The 21,530-nt window shown below is 63.8% G+C and carries 20 protein-coding genes; all 20 read right to left on the bottom strand.

Annotation, left to right across the window (positions count from 1 at the left end; translation table 11 throughout):
* Positions 1-10: 10 nt before the first annotated feature.
* Positions 11-367 (bottom strand): RidA family protein, encoded by a 357-nt coding sequence (locus THL1_RS07905; RefSeq protein WP_069082746.1) that lies wholly within the window; start codon positions 365-367, stop codon positions 11-13.
* A gap of 102 nt (positions 368-469) precedes the next feature.
* Entirely contained in the window at positions 470-1,888 is a 1,419-nt protein-coding gene (locus THL1_RS07900; protein WP_069082745.1) for an aldehyde dehydrogenase family protein, read from the bottom strand.
* Between the two features lie 16 nt (positions 1,889-1,904).
* The gene (locus THL1_RS07895; protein ID WP_069082744.1) at positions 1,905-2,948 is read right to left on the bottom strand and encodes a homoserine dehydrogenase; all 1,044 of its coding nucleotides are present in this window, start codon (positions 2,946-2,948) and stop codon (positions 1,905-1,907) included.
* Positions 2,949-3,640: 692 nt separating this feature from the next.
* Entirely contained in the window at positions 3,641-4,078 is a 438-nt protein-coding gene (locus THL1_RS07890) for an Lrp/AsnC family transcriptional regulator (RefSeq protein ID WP_069082743.1), read from the bottom strand.
* 13 nt (positions 4,079-4,091) lie between these two features.
* A complete protein-coding gene (gene thrC, locus THL1_RS07885) occupies positions 4,092-5,465 on the bottom strand; it encodes a threonine synthase (RefSeq protein WP_069082742.1) in 1,374 nt (457 codons plus the stop codon).
* Between the two features lie 15 nt (positions 5,466-5,480).
* Positions 5,481-6,371, bottom strand: a complete 891-nt coding sequence (locus THL1_RS07880; RefSeq protein ID WP_069082741.1) for a LysR substrate-binding domain-containing protein — start codon at positions 6,369-6,371, stop codon at positions 5,481-5,483.
* Positions 6,372-6,435: 64 nt separating this feature from the next.
* Positions 6,436-7,875 carry an amino acid permease gene (locus tag THL1_RS07875; protein ID WP_069082740.1) on the bottom strand — a complete coding sequence of 480 codons (1,440 nt, stop codon included), beginning with the start codon at positions 7,873-7,875 and terminating at the stop codon, positions 6,436-6,438.
* Positions 7,876-8,021: 146 nt separating this feature from the next.
* Positions 8,022-9,299, bottom strand: a complete 1,278-nt coding sequence (locus THL1_RS07870; protein WP_069082739.1) for a cystathionine gamma-synthase family protein — start codon at positions 9,297-9,299, stop codon at positions 8,022-8,024.
* A 511-nt stretch (positions 9,300-9,810) separates the two neighbouring features.
* Positions 9,811-10,518 carry a GntR family transcriptional regulator gene (locus THL1_RS07865; RefSeq protein ID WP_069082738.1) on the bottom strand — a complete coding sequence of 236 codons (708 nt, stop codon included), beginning with the start codon at positions 10,516-10,518 and terminating at the stop codon, positions 9,811-9,813.
* A gap of 180 nt (positions 10,519-10,698) precedes the next feature.
* Positions 10,699-11,607, bottom strand: a complete 909-nt coding sequence (locus THL1_RS07860; RefSeq protein ID WP_069086448.1) for a DMT family transporter — start codon at positions 11,605-11,607, stop codon at positions 10,699-10,701.
* An 81-nt stretch (positions 11,608-11,688) separates the two neighbouring features.
* On the bottom strand, positions 11,689-12,393 hold the full coding sequence (locus tag THL1_RS07855; protein ID WP_069082737.1) for a GntR family transcriptional regulator: 705 nt from the start codon (positions 12,391-12,393) through the stop codon (positions 11,689-11,691).
* A gap of 83 nt (positions 12,394-12,476) precedes the next feature.
* Positions 12,477-13,508, bottom strand: coding sequence for a proline racemase family protein (locus tag THL1_RS07850; protein ID WP_069082736.1), 1,032 nt, complete (start codon positions 13,506-13,508; stop codon positions 12,477-12,479).
* A 10-nt stretch (positions 13,509-13,518) separates the two neighbouring features.
* Complete coding sequence (locus THL1_RS07845) at positions 13,519-15,000, bottom strand: aldehyde dehydrogenase family protein (protein ID WP_069082735.1); 1,482 nt, start codon at positions 14,998-15,000, stop codon at positions 13,519-13,521.
* Positions 14,997-16,271, bottom strand: coding sequence for an NAD(P)/FAD-dependent oxidoreductase (locus THL1_RS07840; protein ID WP_069082734.1), 1,275 nt, complete (start codon positions 16,269-16,271; stop codon positions 14,997-14,999). The genes THL1_RS07845 and THL1_RS07840 overlap by 4 nt, the downstream gene beginning before the upstream one ends.
* Positions 16,268-17,299 carry a 4-hydroxyproline epimerase gene (locus THL1_RS07835; protein WP_069082733.1) on the bottom strand — a complete coding sequence of 344 codons (1,032 nt, stop codon included), beginning with the start codon at positions 17,297-17,299 and terminating at the stop codon, positions 16,268-16,270. The genes THL1_RS07840 and THL1_RS07835 overlap by 4 nt, the downstream gene beginning before the upstream one ends.
* Before the next feature lie 56 nt (positions 17,300-17,355).
* Positions 17,356-18,234, bottom strand: a complete 879-nt coding sequence (gene dapA / locus THL1_RS07830; RefSeq protein WP_069082732.1) for a 4-hydroxy-tetrahydrodipicolinate synthase — start codon at positions 18,232-18,234, stop codon at positions 17,356-17,358.
* A gap of 30 nt (positions 18,235-18,264) precedes the next feature.
* Positions 18,265-18,930, bottom strand: a complete 666-nt coding sequence (locus THL1_RS07825) for an amino acid ABC transporter permease (protein ID WP_069082731.1) — start codon at positions 18,928-18,930, stop codon at positions 18,265-18,267.
* A gap of 10 nt (positions 18,931-18,940) precedes the next feature.
* The gene (locus tag THL1_RS07820) at positions 18,941-19,612 is read right to left on the bottom strand and encodes an amino acid ABC transporter permease (RefSeq protein WP_069082730.1); all 672 of its coding nucleotides are present in this window, start codon (positions 19,610-19,612) and stop codon (positions 18,941-18,943) included.
* Between the two features lie 10 nt (positions 19,613-19,622).
* Complete coding sequence (locus THL1_RS07815; protein ID WP_069082729.1) at positions 19,623-20,438, bottom strand: amino acid ABC transporter ATP-binding protein; 816 nt, start codon at positions 20,436-20,438, stop codon at positions 19,623-19,625.
* Between the two features lie 53 nt (positions 20,439-20,491).
* Positions 20,492-21,337 carry a transporter substrate-binding domain-containing protein gene (locus tag THL1_RS07810; protein WP_069082728.1) on the bottom strand — a complete coding sequence of 282 codons (846 nt, stop codon included), beginning with the start codon at positions 21,335-21,337 and terminating at the stop codon, positions 20,492-20,494.
* Positions 21,338-21,530 lie beyond the last annotated feature (193 nt).

Genomic DNA, 21,530 nt, shown 5'->3' with positions numbered 1-21,530 from the left:
CGACCCGGCTTCACCCCAACGCATCAGCCGGGCGGAAGCCGAACACCTGGATCTCGATCAGGTATCCGCCCAGGTCACTTTCGACACAGGCACGTACCGGTTTGCGGAATCCTTCGACCCAGGCGTCGTACACCGCGTTGACCGCGTCGAAGAGCGCGTAGTCGGCTATCCAGATCTGTACCCGGGTCAGATCGTTGCGCGTGATTCCCGCGTGGGCCATCAGCCCGTCGATCGCAGCCAGAGCCTGGCGTGCCTGCCCGGCGACATCCAGCGCCGGATCATCGGCAACGATCCCGGCGGTTTCAAAAAAGGGACCGTAGGCCACTGCCAGGGACATGCGTTGTCCCTCGTCAAAGCGCGCAATCATTGCGTACCCATCTCCTTGCAGACTGAAAAAACGCACCGGACGGCGCGGCGAGCGGACCCGCCCGATGCAAAGGACGACCGTGAACGGACGTCGCCCGACGGTTCAGTTCAAATCGTTGATGCACACCACCTTCGGTTGCGTCATGTCCTCGTAGGCGAAGCGCACGCCTTCGCGGCCCAGGCTGCCGTACTTGAAGCCGCCGAACGGCATGGCGTCGAAGCGGTAGTCGGAGGAGTCGTTGATCATCACTCCGCCGGCCTCGATGCGCTTCGCAGCGCCCAGGGCGCGCTTGAGGTCAGCGGTGAAGATGCCGGCATGCAAGCTGTATTCGGGTTCGTTGGCCAGGGCCACGGCCTCATCCAGGCTGTCGAACGGCTCCAGCACCACCACCGGAGCGAACACCTCGTGGCGCCACAGGCGGCTGTCATGGTTCACCCGTTCCAGCACGGTCGGTGCATACAGGGCGCCCTGGCGACGGTGGCCGCAGAGCAGGCGTGCGCCCTCGTCCAGAGCCTCCGTCACCACCTGCTCGGCGTTGCGTGCGGCCTGTTCGGTGATCATCGGCCCCACGTCAGTCTCGCGGCGGCTCGGGTCACCCGCCACCAACGCCTGGCTCAACGCCACGAAGCGCTCACGGAAGGCTTCGTAGATCGACGCCTGCACGAGGATGCGCTGCGTGCCGATGCAGTTCTGCCCCGCTGCCCAGAAGGCGCCGGACACGCAGGATTCGACCGTGGCCTCCAGCTCGCAATCCTCAAGTACCAGCACTGGCGCGTTACCGCCCAGGTCCATCGCCAGCTTCTTGAGGCCGGCGTTGCGGGCGATGCTCTCGCCGGTGACGAAGCCGCCCGTGAAGGAGATCATCCGCACCTCACGGGCAGCGGTGAGCGCCTTGCCCAGCTCCGCACCGCCGGTGGCGATGGTCACGACGGACTCCGGCATGCCGGCTTCGCGCAGGCAATCCACCAGCTTGCACGCCGACAGGGGCGCCAACTCCGAGGGCTTGAGCAACACCGCGTTGCCACCGGCGATGGCCGGGCCGAGCTTGTGCGCCACCAGGTTCAGCGGGTCGTTGTAAGGGGTGATCGCCACGATCAGCCCCAGCGGCTCGCGGGTGAACCAGCCCTGGCGGGATTCGGAGCCCTCGTAGGACTCGAACGGCACCACCTCGCCGGCATTGCGCCTGGCCTCTTCGGCCGACAGCTTGAGGGTGTTGATGCAGCGCTTCACCTCCTTCTCGGCCTGGCGCAAGGTCTTGCCCGCCTCGGCGACGATCAGGCCGGCGAAGGCGACGGCGTCCCGCTCGATCAGGCGCGCGGCGTCTTCGAGGATGCGCGCACGGCGATGACGCGGCAGCGCGGCACAGGTCCGCACCCCCTCCCGGGCCTGCTCCAGCAGACCGGGGACGTCGGCGACGCCGAGGCAGGGCACGCTGCCCACCTGGCTACCGTCGAAGGGGTTGAATACATCGATCAGAGGGTTTTCCACGGCCTTGGCGAGGGCCAGACGAGATGCGGTCATGAGTGTTCTCCCAGGCTCAGCGCTGCGCACGCGCGGTGTGGATGGCGACGATGTCGGAGAGCAGTGCGAAGGCCGTCTCGATGCGCCCGGCGCCCGGTCCGGAGACCGTCACCGCCCCCAGCAATTCGGTGTTGAAGGACACCGCGTTGGTGGCGCCGGAGATGCCGGCCAGCGGGTGGCCGTTGTCCAAGCGGCGGGCTTCGACGCTGGCGCTGACCGAGCCGTCGGCCTGGCGCTGGGCGGAGCCGATCAGCTTCCAGCGGGCGCCGGCCTGGCGAGCCTGTTCGAGGTCGGCGGCACCCAGGCCACTGATGCCGCTGCAACGCACATCGCTCACCTGCAAGCGGGCGTCGAGCAGTTCGTTGGCGAGGATCACCACCTTCAGGCGCACATCGAAACCTTCGACGTCAGCGGTCGGGTCGGCCTCGGCGTAGCCCAGCTCCTGCGCCTGGCGCACCGCATCGGCGAAGCTCAGGCCTTCCTCCATGCGGGTCAGCACGTAGTTGGAGGTGCCGTTGAGGATGCCTTCGAAGCCGCTGATCACAGCGCCCGGCAGGGTCTGGCACGCCATGCGGATGACCGGGGTACCGCTCATCACCGAGCCTTCGTACTCGAAGGCCACGCCATTGCGCTCGGCCAGGGCCTTGAGTTCGGCGCCGTGCAACGCGATCGGGCCCTTGTTGGTGGTGACCACATGCTTGCCACTCTCCAGTGCCCAGCGGCAGAAAGTGGCCGCCGGCTCACCGTCCACCGGATTGGTGAAGGTGGCCTCGGCAATGATGTCGGCACCGGACTGCTTGATGATCGTCTCGTTGAACGCCTCGGCGGTGCCGCCCGGCAGTCCTGCGAATGCCCCCTTGGCGACCGGCAAGGCGGCCAGTTGCGCAGCGTCCAGGCCGTCGCGGTTCATGATGGAGCCCAGGAACAGGTCGGTCACGCCGACGATCTTCAGGCTGAAGCCCAGGTCGGCCTGCCAGGCCGCGTTGCGCTCGGCGATCAGTTGGGCCAGGCCGCGGTTCACGCCGCCGAAACCAACCAGGGCAATCTTGTATTCGGACATCGGGTTGCCTCCCATACAGGCAGTTGCTTGATGGGTTCCAGCCTAAGAGCCGGGCGTTGGCAGTTGAATATGGCAATCCGCTGTATTTATTGGTCATTTTGACCAGCACCAACCCACCCTGCGGTGACCTTCCTGCGGGCATAAAAAAGGCTATGTCTGCGTTAGCTGTTGCAGCGTTGAATGGAGCCATCTAGCACCAGGCTTCCAGGCCTCCGTGCCCACTGGCACAACCCTCTCCCCCGGCCCCTCTCCCGCAGGCGGGCGAGGGGTGACTCGCGCCGGCGAGGCATAAAACATCCTGAAGCCCACGCGGGCCTGAAACCGGGCAGAAGCGGTGGGGCAGCGACTGCGCCCCTTCAGGAGGCCGAGCGGCATCGTTGCAGAGGGGGACGAGCGGCATGGATGCCGCGAGAGGCGTGTGGGGCCATGGATGGCCCCTCTCGCCGGGCCCCCGGCGCAACGATGAAGGGAGGGCACCCCGGCGAAGCCGGGGCCGGATGCAGGGGCAAGACCTTTGCTTCCTTTGGGTCGTTTGCCAAAGGGAGGCGCCTGGGAAGGCGAAACCAGAAACATCCGCAGAACTCGGCAAGCAGCTGGGCTCAGGACTTTCTAGCAACACTTAACGCAGACATAGCCTAAAAAACGCCGCCCGGACCAGGTCCGGGCGGCGTCGAGCGAGGATGTTCCCCAGTTCAGATCACAGAGGAGAGTACGAAGGAGGTGACCGTGTTGGAAACACCGGGCATGGCGGAAATCTCCTTCCACACCAGATGCACGCGCTCCGGCGTCGCCGCGTCGACCCGCAGCATGAGGTCGAATTCACCGCTCATGACTTCGCACTGGACGATTTCCGGGATGCTGCGCAAGGCTTGCAGCACCTCTTCCCCGCGCATGCGGTCATAGCGGTAGACGAATATTACCGCGCTGATCAGCGACGCTGGACGGCGACCATCGCCGGTCTTCAGTGTGTAGCCCTGGATGGCGCCGTCGCGTTCCAGCCGCTCGATGCGCTGGCGCACGGCGTTGCGCGACAGGTTGACCTTGTCGCCGAGTTCCACATGGGCGATGCGCGCGTTGGCGGTGAGCTCGGCCAGGATGCGTTCGTCCAGCGGATCGAGGATGCGCTTCATCGCCACCCTCCCCCTACCATTCACCGAGCATCCGGCACAGGCCATCGAGGTCGCCACGCGCCAGCTGTCGCGGATGTTCTGCGGGCGCTTGCCGCTGCGGCAGCGGCCCATTCCAGGCGCCCAGCCCGGCCAGCAGTTCGGCCGACTTTTCCGGGGCGATCTGCCCCAGGGTCACCATCGGCGTCACCATGCTGCGCCGATACAGGCGCGCCGCGAGCACGCCGGTGGCGGTGTGCGGATCGATCGAGATGCCGGTGTCGCGGAACAGCGCAGTGATCTCCGCCACCGTCTGCTCGTCGCCTACCGCGTAGGAGTCGATCAGCAGGCGCGCCTGCAGCCACTGGCGGTTGGCGATGCTGAGTTCTCCGCTGTTCTCGAAGTGCTCCATCAGCGCCTTCACCGCCTGGTCGTCGTGGTCGTAGAGCTCCCAGACAAAACGCTCCAGGTTGGAGAAGATGGAAAAGTCCATGGCCGGTGACAGGGTGCGGTTGGCCTCGCGGATGGAATAGCGGTTCTTGTGGATGAACTGGTGCAGCGCGTCGTTGCGGTTGGTGGAAATGATGATCTGGTTGATCGGCAGTCCCATCTTCTGCGCGATATAGCCGGCATAGACCTCAGCGAAACTCGCAGCCGGGATGCTGAAGCCGATGGGCCGCTGGCCGCCGCCGAGCTGCAGGGCGGCGTGGAAGTAGAAGACGATTTGCGCCAGCACGCCGACCCAGTTGGAGGAGTTGAAGCTGATCGGCACCATCTTTTCCAGCGGCCAGTGACGGAACAACCGTGAGACCAAGGTCTGGCAGTCGTCGAAACTGCCGGCCACGGCGCAGGCCAGCACCCGCCCGGGGTTGGCGGATTGCAGCGCATGCAGGCGGTCGCATGGCACGCCGGCCTCCGGGTACAGCGCCACCACCCGACAGCCTGCCCCGGCGCCGAAGGCCGCAATGGCTGCGAGCCCGGTGTCGCCATTGCTGGCGCCCACCACCAGTGCCCGCCCGCCATCCCGCTCGAGGAAATAGCGCGCCAGGCGCGCATGCAGCTGGGCGGCGAAATCCTTGGACGCGCGCGTCGGCCCGTGGAACAGCTCCAGCACCCACTCGTTACGGTCCACCTGCCGCAGCGGCGCGATGGCACGATGGGCGAAGGGTCGGTAGCAGTCCTTGAGCAGCAGCTTGAGATCCTCCTCCGGAATGGCCGGACCGACGAAGGGACTGATGATCCGCCAGGCCAGCTCGTCGAACGGCAGCCAGGACCAGTTGGCGATCTCCTGGGCACCGAACACCGGCAGGCTGGCCGGCACGAAGAGCCCGCCGTCGGTGGCGAGCCCGGAAAGGACCACGCTGCGGAAATCCGCCCGCACTGCGGCGCTGCGTGTACTTACGTAATGCATGATCTCTCCTGGCACTTACTTGTAACGATGGGCCTGGGCCACCAGCCAGGTGGCGAAGGCCAGGGCATCCGGATGCAGCTTCGTCCCCGTGCCGTGGACCAGGTAGAAGGACTCGCTGGCCTCGATGCGCCGGTTGAAAGGCTCCACCAGGCGACCTTCGCGCAGCAGGTCTTCAACCATGGACGAACGCGCCAGGGCGATGCCCTGCCCCAGTTCGGCGAGGCGCAGGGTGGAGACCAGGGTGTCGAACTGCAGGCCGGTGGAGAAATCGACGTCGTCGGCCCCGACCCGCTTCAGCCAGTAGCCCCAGCCCTCTTCGTAGCCGAGCACGTGCAGCAGCGGGTGACAGGCGACGTCGCGAGGTTCGTTTAGCGGCGAATCGGTCATCAGCTGCGGCGAACAGACCGGGAACAGGGTGTCCCAGGTCAGCCGCTGCGACACCAGCCCCGGCCAATGCCCGTGGCCCCAGCGGATCTCCACATCGTCCTCGCCATCCAGCTCCTTGACCCAGAGATTGCTGATGTAACGGATATCGAGATGAGGATGAGTGCGACGAAAATCGGCCAGCTTGGGTGCCAGCCAGAAGTGCAGGAACGACAGGCTGCCACGCACCTTGATCGGCCGCTGCTTGCGCTGGCCGAAGATCTCGCTGGTGCCCACTGCCAGGCGGCTGATTGCATCTTGAACCACCGGCAGGTAGGACTGCCCTTCCTCCGTCAGGCCCAGGCCCCTTGGCAGGCGCTTGAACAACGCCACCCCGAGGTGACTTTCCAGCTGGCGAATCTGCTGGCTCACCGCGCCCTGGGTCAGGTGCAGCTCCTCCGCCGCGTGGGTGAAGTTGAGGTACCGCGCTGATACCTCGAAGGCTCGCAACCAGTTCAACGGGGGCAGGGCTTTCTGGTTCATGCGCGGTCTCTCATCGGTCATTTACGGGGAATCGCTGCGGGCGGACTGTTTCAAGCAACTCCCCTCAGGCCGTCTCGGGCGTGCGGACCGGCGCGGCATGGGAAGCCAGGCGCCGCTCACGGCCCTTGCGGGTGATCCAGAAGACGAAGTAGCACCAGGCAATGAACGGCAACCCGAAGTAGAGCGCAACTCGCTGGGCCGGATCAAAGGCAATCCCAATGCAAGCCAGCGCACAACTGGCCAACGCGCCCAGCGGCACCCAGGGATAGCCGCGCACCCGGAACTTGAGGTCCTCGACCTTGCCGCCATTGGCCACGTAATGGCGACGGAAAGCGATCTGGCTCGCCGCAATGCTCATCCACACCACCACCACGGCCAGGCCCGAAATCGACACCAGCGCGAGGTAGACGGTATCCGGGGCAAAAACGCCGCTCAGCAGCGAGGCGATGCTGCCTGCCATGCTCACCACAATCGCGTTGAACGGCGTGCCCATGCGGCTCAGCTCGCCGAAGCGCTTGGGCATGTGGCCCTGGTCGCTCAGGGTCCAGAGCATCCGTGAAGCGGCATACAGGCCCGAGTTGGCGGCCGACAACAATGCGCTGATGATCACGAAGTTCATGATGTCGGCGGCATAGGGGATGCCGATGAACTCGAACACCGTGACGAAGGGACTCTCCACCAGGCCGGCCTGCTCGCGCGGCAGCAGGGTCGCGAGGACGAAGATGGTGCCGACGAAGAACAACGCCAAGCGCACTACGGTGGTACGGATGGCCTTGGGCACGTTGCGTTGCGGGTCACGGGTTTCCCCGGCTGCGATACCGATCAGCTCGGTGCCGGAAAAGGCGAACGACACCGCCAGCAGGGTCATGGCGATCGACCAGAAGCCGGTCGGGAACAATCCTTCACGGGTGAAGTTGCCGAGGCCGATGCTGTGGGCCTGCTGCACCTCGAACACGCCAATGATGGCGCCGGTGCCCACCACCAGGAAGGCGATGACGGCCACCACCTTCACCAGCGATAGCCAGAACTCGGTTTCGGCGAATAGCCGGACCGACACCACATTGCTGACGAACACCGTAATGGCGAACAACGCGCTCCAGATCCATACCGGGGTATCAGGGAACCAGCGCACCATGAGGATGCCGGCCGCGGTGAACTCCGAGCCGATGGCCACCGCCCAGATCAGCCAGTAGAGCCAGGCCACCGTGTAACCGGTACCGGGGCCCAGGTAGCGTGAGGCGTAGCTGCTGAAGGAGCCGGTTTCCGGCATCTGCACGGCCAGTTCGCCCAGGCACATCATCACCATGTAAACCATGATCGCGCCGATGATGTAGGCGATGACCGACCCCAGCGGGCCGGCCTGGTTGACGGTATAGCCGGAGGTCAGGAACAGGCCGGTACCGATCACCCCTCCCAGCGCCAGCATCACAATGTGGCGCGTCTGCATATCCTGTTTGAAACCAGGACCCGAAGTCTTCTTATCTGTTGTTGTATGCGTGGACATAAGTGGACTCTCATGAAAGTTTGCGGGCAAAGAAGTTTCTGCAACCAACTTCAAGGCAGAACTGATCAAGTTGCCATCGGGTATTGTTATTGTTCCTTTTCATGATCAACTCGCTGGCTCTCCGGCCAGGAGTCAGGGGGCGAACGTCAGGTTTCCACCTCGGTGTGACGTTCGGTCAGAACAGGGGCGAAGTTCGAAGCAGGTGCTTCAGCGAGTTCACCGTGAACAATCGCGAACGCCTGTTGGAGATCGGCGAGCAGGTCGGCGGTTTCCTCGATCCCCACGGAGATACGCACCAGGCCCTCGGAGATGCCCAGCGCCAGGCGCTCTTCCAGGGTGTTCTCGACGTGACTGGTCGTGCGCGCCGGCCCGTAGATGGTCTCCACCGCCCCCAGGTTGCCGGCGCGATGGGCATAGCACAGGCGCGGCAGGAGGCGTTTCACGGTGTCCATGCCACCGGCCAGGACGAAGCTGACGATGGCGCCGAAACCACGCATCTGCGAGCACGCGACGGCATGACCGGGATGACTGGGCAGTCCGGGGTAATTCACCGCCTCCACCAGCGGTTCGGTGAGCAGGTATTCGGCCAACGCCTGGGCGCTCTGCTGCTGTTGGCGCAGACGCAGGGCCAGGGTCTTGATGCCACGGATGATCAGGTAGGCGGAGAACGGGTCCAGCGCCGCGCCGTTGATCTCGCGGTAATGGCGCACCTGGGCCATCAGGCTTTCCGCGCCACAGACAACGCCCCCAAGCACGTCGCCGTGGCCGGAGAGGAACTTGGTCGCGCTATGCACCACCACGTCGACGCCGAGGGCCAGGGGATTCTGGTTGAGCGGCGTGGCGAAGGTGTTGTCCGCCACCACCAGTGCGCCAGCGCGCTTGGCCACAGCCACCAGGCGGCGGATATCAAGCACTTTAAGGGTCGGATTGGTGGGTGTTTCCAGGTACAGCAGGTCGCAGCCGCTGGCGATTTCGCGCTCGATGGACTCGGTATCCTGGGTGTCGCAAAGGGTCACCTCGACCCCCATGCGCGGCAGGAACTCCTCGAAGATCTTGTTGGTACCGCCGTAGCTGTCGCGGGTAGATACCACGCGCCTGCCACTGCAGAGGAAGGTGTGCAGCACGCCGCTGATCGCGGCCATGCCACTGCTGAAGGCCACCGCCGACTCCGACTGTTCCAGCTCGCACAGCTTGGCCTCCAGGGTGGCGACCGTCGGGTTGCTCATGCGGCTATAGATGAAGCCCTCGCTCTTGCCCAGCGCTACGTCGTACCAGACATCGATATCCTGATAGCCATATGCGGCACTTACGACAATGGGCGTTTGCGTGGCGTTATAGGGATGCTGTACCTGCTCTCCCGCCCAGACAACTTGAGTGCCAATGCCCGCACACTTGCCGCGAGCAGTTTCTAAATTCTTGTTCATATAAATTTCCCGAAGACGGTGAAACAACTTCGCCAATCAGAATTGGTTGCCGGGAAATATAGGGAATGACCAGTTCACTGAAAAACGATGTTATCCGGGCCTAAGGGCCGCTTTTTTTAATGGCTGAACGCCCCCCCTACTTATTGCCCTTACCACTTCGGCTACCCGGAACACGGCGCCCCAGTCCCTGGATCAGCGACGAAGTCGTCCTCCTGCGGGCGAACTAAAATTTCAATAAGGCCCCGCGGAGAAGGGCCCCTGGCCGTCGTAGCACCTTCCCCATCCGCGAGTATTCGCGCGGCTCCGGCGGCCTCCTTTAGCTTTCACTTTTCCAGCAGGATGATGCCGATCCGAGAGGGTGTGCCGCGCGCACCGGGAGACAGACGCGGTGTCGTCGCCATCGCGCCTCGGTGCGCGTGGCGCACCCTACTTCTGAGATCAGCCGGGGACTGCGTGTGGGGATGGCCCAGGGCGCTGCGCAGCAAGGACCTGCGGAGCCAGCGTGCCGGTACTACGAAATCCGCATCTGGGACGTCAGGTTCTGCTGCATGAAGTCGAGGAACCGGCGCTGGAACAACAGGGTGTGCTCGTGCGCCGCATTCTCGGCAGCATCCGCATCACGCGCGGCAATCGCCTCGACGATCTCCTCGTGGTCGCGCCCCAGCCCGGATGAACTTGCCGCACTGACGATGAAATCGAAATGCAGGTGCAAGAGCCGCTGCCCCTCGCCCAACAGCTTCTCGTAGTAGCTGGTCAGGTAGGGATTCTTGCCGGCGCGCGCGATTTCCATGTGAAGCGCTTTGTTCAGCTCCGTCATGGCCTGGAAGTCGCCCTTGCTGATGGACTCCATGTAGGCGTTTTCCGCGGCACGGATTTGCGCCATGTCTTCGTCGGTGCGTTGCAGGGCCGCCAGCCGGGTAACGGCGCGCTGGATCAGATCCAGCGCCGATACATAGTTCGGAAACTCCTCGATCTCGAACGGCGTCACCAGCGTGGTGCGGTTCGGCAGGATCGTCACCAGCCCTTCGGTGATCAGGCGGGCCAGAGCATCACGTACTGGAGAGCGCGAAAGACCGAACTGGGCCGCAAGCGAAACCTCATCCAATGGAGCACCGGGCTTCAGCTTCAGCGTGAGTATCTGCTTGCGCAGCTCCTCGTAAATGTATCGCCCGCCGTGACGACGACCGCTGCTCTCCGGCTCTACTGAATCGTTACTCATCAAGCACCCTGTTCATCTTGTCCAGGCAACGCGACATCGCCTGATAGTCGGCCAAGGGTAACTCAGCTCGCGGAAAGGCGCCTATCGTTCAGAACGTGCGGCCAGCTGCCCGTTCAGCGAAGGTAATTCTCGCCATTTGCATCGAGTGCCGCACCGTTCATCGACAGCTGCATAGCGGGCTCAGCCCTGACGGCGATAGGCCAGCAGCACGATACCCGCGACCACCATCCCCCCTCCGACCAGTTGCAGCGCACTGAGCTGCTGGTCGAGTATCAACCAGCCAAACATCAGTCCGGCTACTGGCTCCACGTTCAGCACGGGCGCATTACGGGCGATATCCAGTCTGGGCATGAAAATGAACAGCGTGGAAAAGGCTGCTCCGTAAAGCACGACCAGGAACGACAAGGCGAGCCAGCCACCGGTCGACTCTGGCATGGACAGCCCACCCGGCACGACATTCGCCGCACTGGCCAGGAGGGCGACGGCGAAAACCAGCGCCATGGTCAGCATGCTGCGCACGGTACCGGCCATGCCCGATAGCCGGTTCTCGGAAACCCACATGGCGGCGCCGAACACCGCTGCGCCGACCAGGCTGAACAGGACCCCCTCTATCCAGCGCTCGTCGAACTGACCTTGCCCAGCAACGATGGTCGGCACATCCAGCGCAATCAACAGACCGCAGAGGATGCAGGCCATGAGCACCACTGAACGACGAGTAGGTGCCGGACCACCCAGGACATAGGTGAACAGCGCCAGGAAGACCGGAGAAAGATTAACCACGAGTAGTGCCAGGCCGACTGGAATTCGGGCCACTGCGGAGTAGATGCAGAAGCTCTGGAAGCCTATCAGGCAACCCATCAGCAACTGCCAGCCGGCCATCGCTGGCCCGAGGCGAACGGATTCCCGCTTCAGGAAAACAAGAATGCCCAGCACCAGCATGGTGACGCCGGAGCGACACAGGATCGCCAGCAGCAATCCAGCGCCGTCATCGAAGGCAATGCGGGCGGCAATATGGTTACCAGCAAAGGCGCAGGCCAGCCCGGCAAGAAGCAGGGCCGCAATATGTCGCGGGAAGAGCTTGGTTTGCATAGGGAAGAAAGCCGTCATTGCCGGGTAGATGAAGCGGCCCATTGCGTCCTGAGGCGAGGCCGATGGAAACGATGTGTTCCTTTAGAGAATCGAGATGTTCTTCGTCAGGTTCTGTTTCATGAACTCCAGGAAGCGATCACGAAAGAGCAGCGTGTGTTCATGTGAAGCGGCTTCCGCCTCGTCAGCCTGCCTGTTGACGATGGCCTCGATGATCTTGTCGTGGTCCTCATCCGGACGGGTCATTTGCGAACTGACGATGAAATCGAAATGAAGGTGAAGCAGTCGCTGCCCCTCCCCCAGCAGTTTTTCGTAGTAGTTCGTGAGGTAGGGATTGCGGCCCGCCTTGGCGATCTCCAGATGAAACGCCTTGTTTCGCTCGGACATTTCCTGGAAGTTGCCCAGCCCCAGAGCCCGGACGTAAGCCGTATTGGCCTCGCGGATGCGGTCGAGGTCCTGTTCAGTCCTGTTGATCGCCGCAAGGCGGGTCACCGCGCGCTGGGTCAGGTCCAGGGCGGCGATGTACTTGGGAAACTCTTCGATCTCGAACGGGGTCACCAGGGTGGTGCGGTTCGGCAGGATGGTGACCAGGCCTTCACTGATCAGCCGTGCCAGGGCATCGCGCACCGGCGAGCGCGAGACACCGAACTGCGCCGCCAGGGAGACCTCATCCAGCTGGGCGCCGGGCTTGAGTTGCAACGTCAGGATCTGCTTGCGCAGCTCTTCGTAGATGTAGCGACCGCCATGCCGCTTCCCACTGTTTTCCGCTTCTAATGTCACTACGCCCATGGCGATGATCTCGATGGTTCGGGCGGGCCTAGCGGCCCGCCCAATGGGAACGGTGTGCCTCTCCGTTGAAGGAGCGCGGGTGTTCACTCAGTAGGGAAAGCCGGCCCCCAGGTGTCGCTCAGCATGAAGCCGGCGGCCAAGGGATCGTCGGGGTCCACGCCCAGCTGCTGGATACCGTAGATCCAGGCACGCCCCGTTACCCGTGGCAGCACGGCGGGCTTGCCCGCCACTTCGGTGCGGCCCAGCAACTGGACCTGGAACTCCCCGTTGATGGTTGAGCGGGAGACCAGCTGGTCGCCCTCCTCCACCAGACCCCTTGCTGCCAGCGTGGCGAGGTTGGCCGAGCTGCCGGTGCCACAGGGGGAACGGTCCACCCGCCCCGGTGGCAAGGTGGTGCAGGTCTGGTAGGTACGGTCGTCGACGCGATTGCGGAACATCACGTAGGCGACATCGTTGAGCGCCTTGAGCAGCGGGTGCTGAACGCTGACCTGGCGGTTGATGATGTCCTTGAGGGCAACACCAGCGGCGGCCAGTTCCCGTGCATGCTCAGGCGCGATGCTCAGCCCCACCTGATCCACATCCACCAGGGCGTAGTACACACCGCCAAAGGCGATGTCGGCCTTGAGGGTGCCGAACGCTTCGGTTTCGATGGCCACGTCCAGCTGCTCGACGAAGGACGGCACCATGTCCAGCGACACGCTCAGGCAGCGCCCGTCTTCACAGCGGGCCTTGGCGGTTACCAGGCCTGCCGGCGTGTCGAGCACCACAGTGGTTTCCGGCTCCTGCATCGGCAACATGCCGAGTTCGAGCAGCGCGGTGACCACGCAGATGCAGTTGCTGCCGGACATGGGATGGGCCTTGTCCGCTTGCAGGACGATGAACCCGGCCTGGGCTTCCGGTCGGGTCGGCGGCAGCAGCAGGTTCACCGACATCTGCAGGCAGCCGCGCGGTTCCAGCATCACCAGGCGGCGCAGGCTGTCGTCCACTTCGTTGATATGATTCATCTTGTCCAGCATGGTCTCACCGGGGATGCCGACGACGCCCCCGGTAATGACCTTGCCGATTTCGCCTTCGCAGTGGACATCCACCAACTGAAGCGTTTTCTTCCAACGCATGGCGACTACCTCACTTGATGTACCAGGCCCAGGGCTGCTCGCTGTCGTAGCGGGTGATCTGCTTGGTTTCCAGATAGTTGTTAAGGCCCCATTCACCCAGCTCACGGCCGATGCCGCTCTGCTTGTAGCCGCCCCAGGGGGCCTCGGTGAAGGTGGGTTGCGAGCAGTTGATCCAGACGATACCGGCACGCAGCTTGCGGGCCACGCGCTCAGCGCGCTCCAGGTCCTTCGACATCACGGCGGCGGCCAGGCCGAAGCGTGAATCGTTGGCCGAGCTCAGGGCTTCGGCTTCGTTGTCGAAGGGACGGATGCAAACCACCGGGCCGAAGATTTCTTCCTGCCAGATCCAGCTGTCTTCCGGTACGTCCGCGAAGATGGTGGGTTGCAGGTAGAAGCCCTGGTCGAAACCGCCCGGACGCTCGCCACCGTAAACCAGTTGCGCGCCCTCCTCACGGCCACGGGCGATGGCGGCCAGGACCTTGTCGTACTGCCCCTTGTTCACCAGCGGACCGAGCAGCACGCCCTCTTCCAGGCCGTTGCCGATGCGCACCTTCTCCGCCTCTTCCTTCAGGCGCCCCAGCAGCGGCTGATACAGGTCGCGCTGGACCAGTACGCGAGAGGTGGCGGAACAGACCTGGCCCTGGTTCCAGAAGATGCCGAACATGATCCACTCGACGGCAGCTTCGATATCGCTATCCGCGAAGACGATGAAGGGCGACTTGCCGCCAAGCTCCAGGCTGATGTTTTTGATGTCCTTGGCAGCCGCCTGCATGATCCGGCTGCCAGTGGGCACGCTGCCGGTGAAGGCCAACTTGTCAATACCGGGGTGCTCGGCCAGCGGCGCGCCGGCGTCCGGGCCCATTCCCGGAATCACGTTCAGCACACCGGCGGGCAGCCCGGCCTTGTCGGCGATGCGGGCCAGTTCCAGCGCGGTCAGAGGTGTCAGCTCGGAGGGCTTGAGCACCATGCTGCAACCGGCGGCCAGCGCCGGAGCGACTTTCCAGGCGGCCATCAGCATCGGGAAGTTCCAGGGGATGATCGCGCCAGCGACACCGACCGGCTCTTTGCGGGCCACGGAGTTGAAACGCTCGTCGGCCAGGGCCACGGGCTGTTCCACATGGCTGTCCAGGTCCTCGGCGAGGTCCGCGTAGAAATCGAAGCAGCCGGCGGTATCGCCAATGTCCCAGAGCGCTTCGGGCAGTGGCTTGCCGTTGTCGCGCACCTCCAGCTCGGCCAGCTCCTGCTGGCGATCACGGATGCCCTGGGCGATGCGGCGCAGCACGGCGGCACGGGCGGAGCCATTCATCTGCGGCCAAGGGCCCTCATCGAAGGCCTGGCGAGCGGCTTTCACCGCCAGGTCCACGTCTTCCGCCGTGGCGGCCGCCACGCGGGCGATCAGCGCCTCACTGCTCGGATCGACGGTTTCGAAGGTGCCACCTTTGACCGGGGCAACCCACTGGCCATTGATATAGAGCTGGTCGTACGAATTCATGCGAGTCCTCCAATGAAGGCGAAACGGTTGGCGCTGAAAGGCGTCAGGTCCTGGGCGGTCGGTCTTCCGGCGACCAGGTCGGCGATCAGGCGCCCGGTCGTGGCGCCAAGGGTCAGGCCGAGCTGGCCGTGGCCGAAGGCCATGAACACGTTGGTCAGTCGTGCGGAACGGTCGATCACCGGCTTGGTGTCCGGCAGGAACGGGCGATAGCCCACGCCGTACTCGAAATTACTGTCCTGCAGTTGCGGCAGGATTCGCTTGGCTTTCTCCAGGATGATATCGGCGCGCTTGAAGTTGGGTTCAGCGTTGGCACCAGCGAACTCGATGGTGCCGCCGATCTGCAGGCCACGGGTCATGGGGCTGAAGCAGAAGCCGCCGTCGGCATAGATCACCGAGTGGCGAATCTCGACACCGGGGTTGGGCAATACCACCTGGTATCCCGCGATACCGGCCAGCGGAATGTCCACGCCCAATTGCGAAAAGAACTGCCGCGAGCCGGTGCCGGCGGCCACCACCACGTGTTGAGCCGGGAGGCATTTGCCGCTGGCGAGGGTGACGCCGGTAGCGCGATCCGCCACGTTGTCGATGCGTTTCGCCTGATCGCGCACACGCACGCCGCCCTGATCGATGAAGCTCTGGGTCAGCGCCGCGATGAAGCCTTCGGTATCGCTCACTGCGCGCCAATCGGGGAACAGCAGGCCATGCTTGAACTTGCCGGCCAGGCTCGGCTCCAGTTCGGCGATGGCGCCAGCGTCCAGCTCTTCCGAACTGAAGCCCAGGGACTTGCGCAGCTCCAGATGAGGCCGCTCGTGGATCACGCCGGCCGGCGAGTCGAAGACCTCGATGATTGGACGATCGCCCAGCAGGGTCTTGTCCGCGCACGCATCCAGCAAGGGCGCGTAGTCCTCGTAGACATTCTCGGTCAGCGTGGTCATGGCCTCGGCAATCTCGACGATCTTCGAGTGCCGGGCACAGGAAACGAAGCGCAGGAACCACGGCAGGATGCCCGGCAGTGCGCTGGGACGCAGGGCCAGCGGCCCCTTCTGATCCAGCAGCCAGGATGGGATCTTTTTCAGGATGCCGGGCTTGGACAGCGGAATGACCTCGCTCACCGCCATCTGGCCACAGCTCCACTTCGCCGTGCTGTCACCCGGCGCAGCCGGGTCTACCAGGGTGACCTGGTAGCCCTCGCGCTGCAGGTACAAGGCGCAGCAGACGCCGACGATGCCACCACCGATGACGATGGCCGACTGGCTTTGCTGAGCGTTCATGCGGCCCCCTTGTTGCCAACGAAATCGCCCAGGGAGAAGCCGTCCCAGTACGGTTGCGTGTCATCCACGTAGAACTCGGCACGGCCGGTAATCCAGGCACTGCCTTCGATGCTCGGATAAACCGCCGCAGCGCCGTTCGACAGAGTCGTGGTGGCCTCCACACGGCCGGTGAAGCGGCTGCCGATAATGCTTTCGTGACGGAAGGCTTCCCCTTCCTTCAACCAGCCTCGAGCGAAGCGCTGGGCAACGCGCGCGGAGCTTCCCGTGCCGCAAGGCGAACGGTCCACCAGGCTGTCACCGGCGATGACGACAGCACGCCCATGCGAGTCCTTGGCCAGCGGGTGGCCGGCCCACATGCAGTGCTTCACGCCGCGAATCGAGGCATCGTCCGGATGCACCACATCGAAATTGGCATTGACCAGTCGCTGCACTTCCCGGCCCCACTCCAGCAACTGCTCGGGCGTGAAGTGCTCGCAGCCGGCGTAGTTGGCCTGGACTTCGATGATCGGGTAGAAGTTGCCGCCGTAGGCGATGTCGAGCTTCAACTTGCCCAGTTGCGGCAGGAAGATCTGTACGTCCTGGTAGAGCAGGAAGCCCGGCACGTTGGTAAAGCGCACCGAGGTGACCTTATCGCCCTGCTGCTCGTAGCGGGCGCGGATCTGGCCGGCCGGAACATCCACCACCACCTGGCCCGGTGTTTTCGGCTTCACCAGGCCCGCTTCCAGGGCGAAGGTGATGGAGCCCAGCGTCGCGTGACCGCACATGGGCAGGCAGCCGGACGTCTCGATGAACAGCAGACTGAAATCGGCCTCGGCGCTGACCGGGGGATAGAACAGGGTGCCGGACATGTGGGAGTGGCCACGGGGTTCCAGCATCAGGGCACGACGGACCCAGTCGAACGCTTCGATGAAATGCTGACGCCGCTCGCTCATGGTCGCGCCGCGCAGCTCCGGCGCGCCTCCCACCACCATGCGCACCGGCATGCCTTCGGTGTGGCCTTCGATACAGGTGAAAACTTGGCTGGTCATCTCTGCTCTCTCGGTAAACGGCATCGACTCCATTTGGAGCCGATGCCGGCTTTGGGTCAACGCTGGGAAGCTTCGAATACCTTGCGGAATTCGGCCTTCTCGTCATCGGTCAGCGGTTGCAGCGGCATGCGCGCGTTGCCGGCGTTGAAGCCTGCCAGTTCGCAGCCGTACTTCACCTTCTGGATGAACTTGCCGGACTCCATGCTGGCCATGACCGGGAACAGCGAGCGCATCACCGCCTGCGCGCCGGCCAGATCACCGGACGAGTACTTGCGGTAGAAGTCCACCACCTGGTCCGGGAAGCAGTTGGCCGGGCCGCAGATCCAGCTGCTGGCGCCCCACAGGAAGAAGTCCAGGGCCTGGTCGTCGGAGCCGCAGGACAGCTGGTAGTTGTCCTTGTAGGTGTTGCCGATCTCGATGGCGCGCAGCAGGTTGCCGCTGCTTTCCTTGATGGCGATCACGCGCGGGTGGTTCTTGAAGGCTTCCAGCACTTCGAAGCCGACTTCCACGTTGGTGCGCACCGGGTAGTTGTAGAGCACCACGTTGACGTCCGGCACCGCGTCCAGCACAGCCTGGTAGTGGCCGATCAGCTCCTGCTGGGACGGCAGCGCGTAGTACGGCGGCGCGATCAGCACGTTGCTGTAGCCAGCGTCGCGGGTCTGCTTGACCTGCTCGATCACTTCGCGGGTGCAGGAGCCGTTGGCGCCGGCGATGAGCACGCCACGGTCAGCCACCACTTCCTTCACGGTCGCCATGACCTGGCGACGCTCTTCGTTGGTCAGGGCGTAGTACTCGCCGGTGGAGCCCAGCGGAACGAAGCCGCTGACGCCGGCGTTCAGTTGGTATTCGATGATGGCTGCCAGGGTTTCGTGGTCGACCGCGCCGGACTTGTCGAAGGGCGTGACGAGGGCGGGCAGGATGCCTTTCAGTTGCATGGTGTCTCTCCAGATAGGGGCTTTTGGGGGTTAGTAGGCGTAGCGCCGGAGCATCCGGGCTTCGACCACACCGACCAGGCGGGTCAGCGGGAAAGCCACAAGGAAGTAGATGACGGCGACGGCGGAGAGGAACTCGACCGGCCGGGCCGTGCTGTTGGAAATGTTCTGGCCGACGAACATCAGGTCAGCGATGCCTACCGAGGAGATCAGGGCGCTCTCCTTGAACAGGCTGACCACGTTCGACAGCAGCGGTGGAATGGCGCGCAGCAGTGCCTGCGGGAAGATCACGTAGAGCACCTTCACCCGCGAGGTCAGGCCCAGGGCGGTGCAGGCATCGTGCTGCTCGCTGGCGATGGACTTCAGCGCACCGCGGAAGGTCTCGCTGGTGATGGCCGCCATATAAAGCGTCAGCGAGATGATCACTGACACGTACGGCGGGATATCCATGCCGAACACCACCGGGAAGCAGAAGAACACCCAGAACAGCTGGATCAGCAGCGGCGTGCCGCGAAAGAACTCCACATACAGGGTGGTCGGCAGTTTCAGCAGCTTGAGGCGGGACATCCGCAGCAGGCTGAGCACGAACCCCGCCAGGCTGCCGATCACGGCGCAGCCGAGGGTGATGGCCAGGGTCAGCGCCAGACCCTTGAGCAGCACGTGCCAGTAGGTCAGGACGATGGAGAAATCGATGGTCATGGCATTCTCCTCAGCGCGCGGCCGCAGCGTCCTGGCGACGCTCGATCAGTTGCACCAACTGGCCGATCGGCAACGACAGGGCGAAGTAGATCAGGGCGATCACTGTGTAGGTTTCCAGCGGCCGATAAGCCTCGGTAGCCAGGCTCTTGCCCACGTACATGAGGTCGGAGACAGCGACGATGGCGACCAGTGCGCTCTGTTGCAGGGTGCCGATGCCGTTGGTCATGAGCACCGGCAAGGCACTGCGCAAGGCTTGCGGGAGCACCACGTACAGGGTCCGCTGCCAGGGACGCAGCCCCAGGGCAACGCAAGCATCCAGATGCTCACGCGGCACCGCCTGAACACCGGCGCGATAGGCCTCGGCATTGAATGCGGTCAAGTTCAGGCCCAGCGCCAGGAAGCCCATGGCGACCGGATCGATGAACACGTTGAAGAGCATCGGCACGCAGTAGAAGAACCAGACGATCTGCAGCAACGCCGGGGTGCAGCGGAAGAACTCGATGAACAACTGGGCGGGCCAGCGCAGGAAGAACCAGCGGCTCATGGTCAGCAGGCAGAGGCCGAAGCCCAGCACCAGGCCGATGAGGTTGGAGACCAGCGCCAGTTCCAGCGTGACCTTCAGACCGTCCCAGAGGACGCCGAAGTTTCCGCTCAGGAAGTGGAAGTCGAATTGGTAGTTCATGGCTTCGCCCTCAGTCCAGGTGCAGGACTTTTTCGAGGAATTCCCGGGTACGGGCTTCTTTGGGCTGGGTGAAGATCTGCTCCGGCGGGCCTTGCTCGACCACCTTGCCGTTGGCGCAGAACACCACGCGGGTGGCGATGTGCCGGGCGAAGTGCATATCGTGGGTGACGATGATCATCGCCATCTTCTGCTCGGCCAGCTGCATCATCACGTTCTGCACTTCGATGACCATTTCCGGGTCGAGGGCGGAGGTCACCTCATCGAACAACATCAGCTTGGGCTCCAGCATCAGGGCACGGGCGATGGCCACGCGCTGCTTCTGGCCGCCGGACAACTGGCTGGGATAGGCGTTGAGCTTGCTTTCCAGGCCCAGGCGGGCCAGGTACAACCGGGCGCGCTCCGTTGCTTCGGCCTTGGACAGGCCATGGACCTTGGTGGGGGCCAGGATCAGGTTGCTCAGTACCGACAGGTGCGGAAACAGGGTGTAGTGCTGGAACACCATGCCAATCTGGTTGCGCAGCTTCTCATCCAGCTTTCCACGCCCGGCGGAACCGCTGATGTAAGGCTTGCCCTGAAAGCTGATGGTCCCGCCCTGGATGCCTTCCAGCCCCATCAGCACCCGCAGCAGCGAACTCTTGCCGCTACCGCTCGGACCAATGATCACCAGACGGTCATCGGCGCGCATGTCCAGGTTCATGTTGTCCATCACGACCAACTGCTCGCCATAGGACTTGCATACGCCGCGCAGCTGAATGAAGTCGCCAGCAGCCGAATTGGAGGCGATCGCGGGCTGCGGCTGGGCAGCCACCAGATAGGGGGAATTCATAGGAAGTTCTCCGGGAGGGCCCCGCATGGAGGCCCTCGGGGGTCAACGAGAGATCACTGGGCGGTTTTTTCGGCGGCGTTGGCCAACTGGGAGGCCTTGTCGACCAGGGCGTCGATCTCGCCGTTCTCGCGGCGCTGGCTGACGTAGATGTTCAGCACTTGCAGGTCGGCGGCGCTGGCGTCACGACGCAGGCCGAAGGCCACGCCCTGTTTGGCCAGGGCCGGCTTGGGCAGGACTTCCTTGGCCCAGTCCGGATTGGCGACGGCGAACAGATGGTTGGTGTCGCTGGCATCCACCAGCACATCGGCACGACGGGACATCACCGCCAGGCGGGTTTCATCCATGCCGGGCAGGCGCATGATCTTGGCAGTTTTCACCACTGCGGAAATGGCCTTGTCCTGCGCGGTGCCGGACATGACGGCGAAGGTGACGCCCTCCTTGTCGTAGTCCGCGATGGTGTTCCCAGCTCCAGCGAACTTGGGGTTGTCCTTGTTCACCAGCAGGGAGACCTGGTAGTCGGTGGCCGGCGCCGAGAAGGACACAGCCAGGGCGCGTTCCGGCGTCTGGTTCAGGGCCATGGCCAGGTCCCACTTGCCGCTTTGCAGGCCGGCCACGAGGTTGTCCCAGTTGGTGTCCACGAACTCGACCTTGACCTTCAGCACCTTCTCGCCGAAGTCGCGGCACAGGTCCACGAAGTAACCGCTGTACTGACCGGACGCCGCGTCGCGCATGACGTACGGCGCGGCCACGGCTGCGCCGCAGCGCAGCACGCCAGCCTTTTGAATGTCTTTCCAGATTTGCGTTTCGGCCGCCTGGGCAGGGGCCTGGGTAAGCAATGCGCCGACGGTGGCAACACAAGCGATCACACTGCGGATGGAGCGAGAGAAGAACCGAGCCATTTTGAATCTCTCCGGTAACGTTGTTTTTGTAGGCAGAAGAGTCAGCAATCGATTTTGCGCTGCATGTTGTCATGTGCATCTCGATGTGTGCAGCGCTGTATTCAGACTAGGGCCGATCAAAAGTTCGTGTCAACACGCGCTTTGGACTTTTTTTCGAAGGAATGACCGAACGGTCGCGCCCATCCAGCGGACG

Source organism: Pseudomonas sp. TCU-HL1, assembly GCF_001708505.1.
Taxonomy (GTDB): domain Bacteria; phylum Pseudomonadota; class Gammaproteobacteria; order Pseudomonadales; family Pseudomonadaceae; genus Metapseudomonas.
The sequence above is the reverse complement of the archived record's forward strand: the minus strand, read 5'-3'. Positions and strand labels throughout refer to the sequence as shown.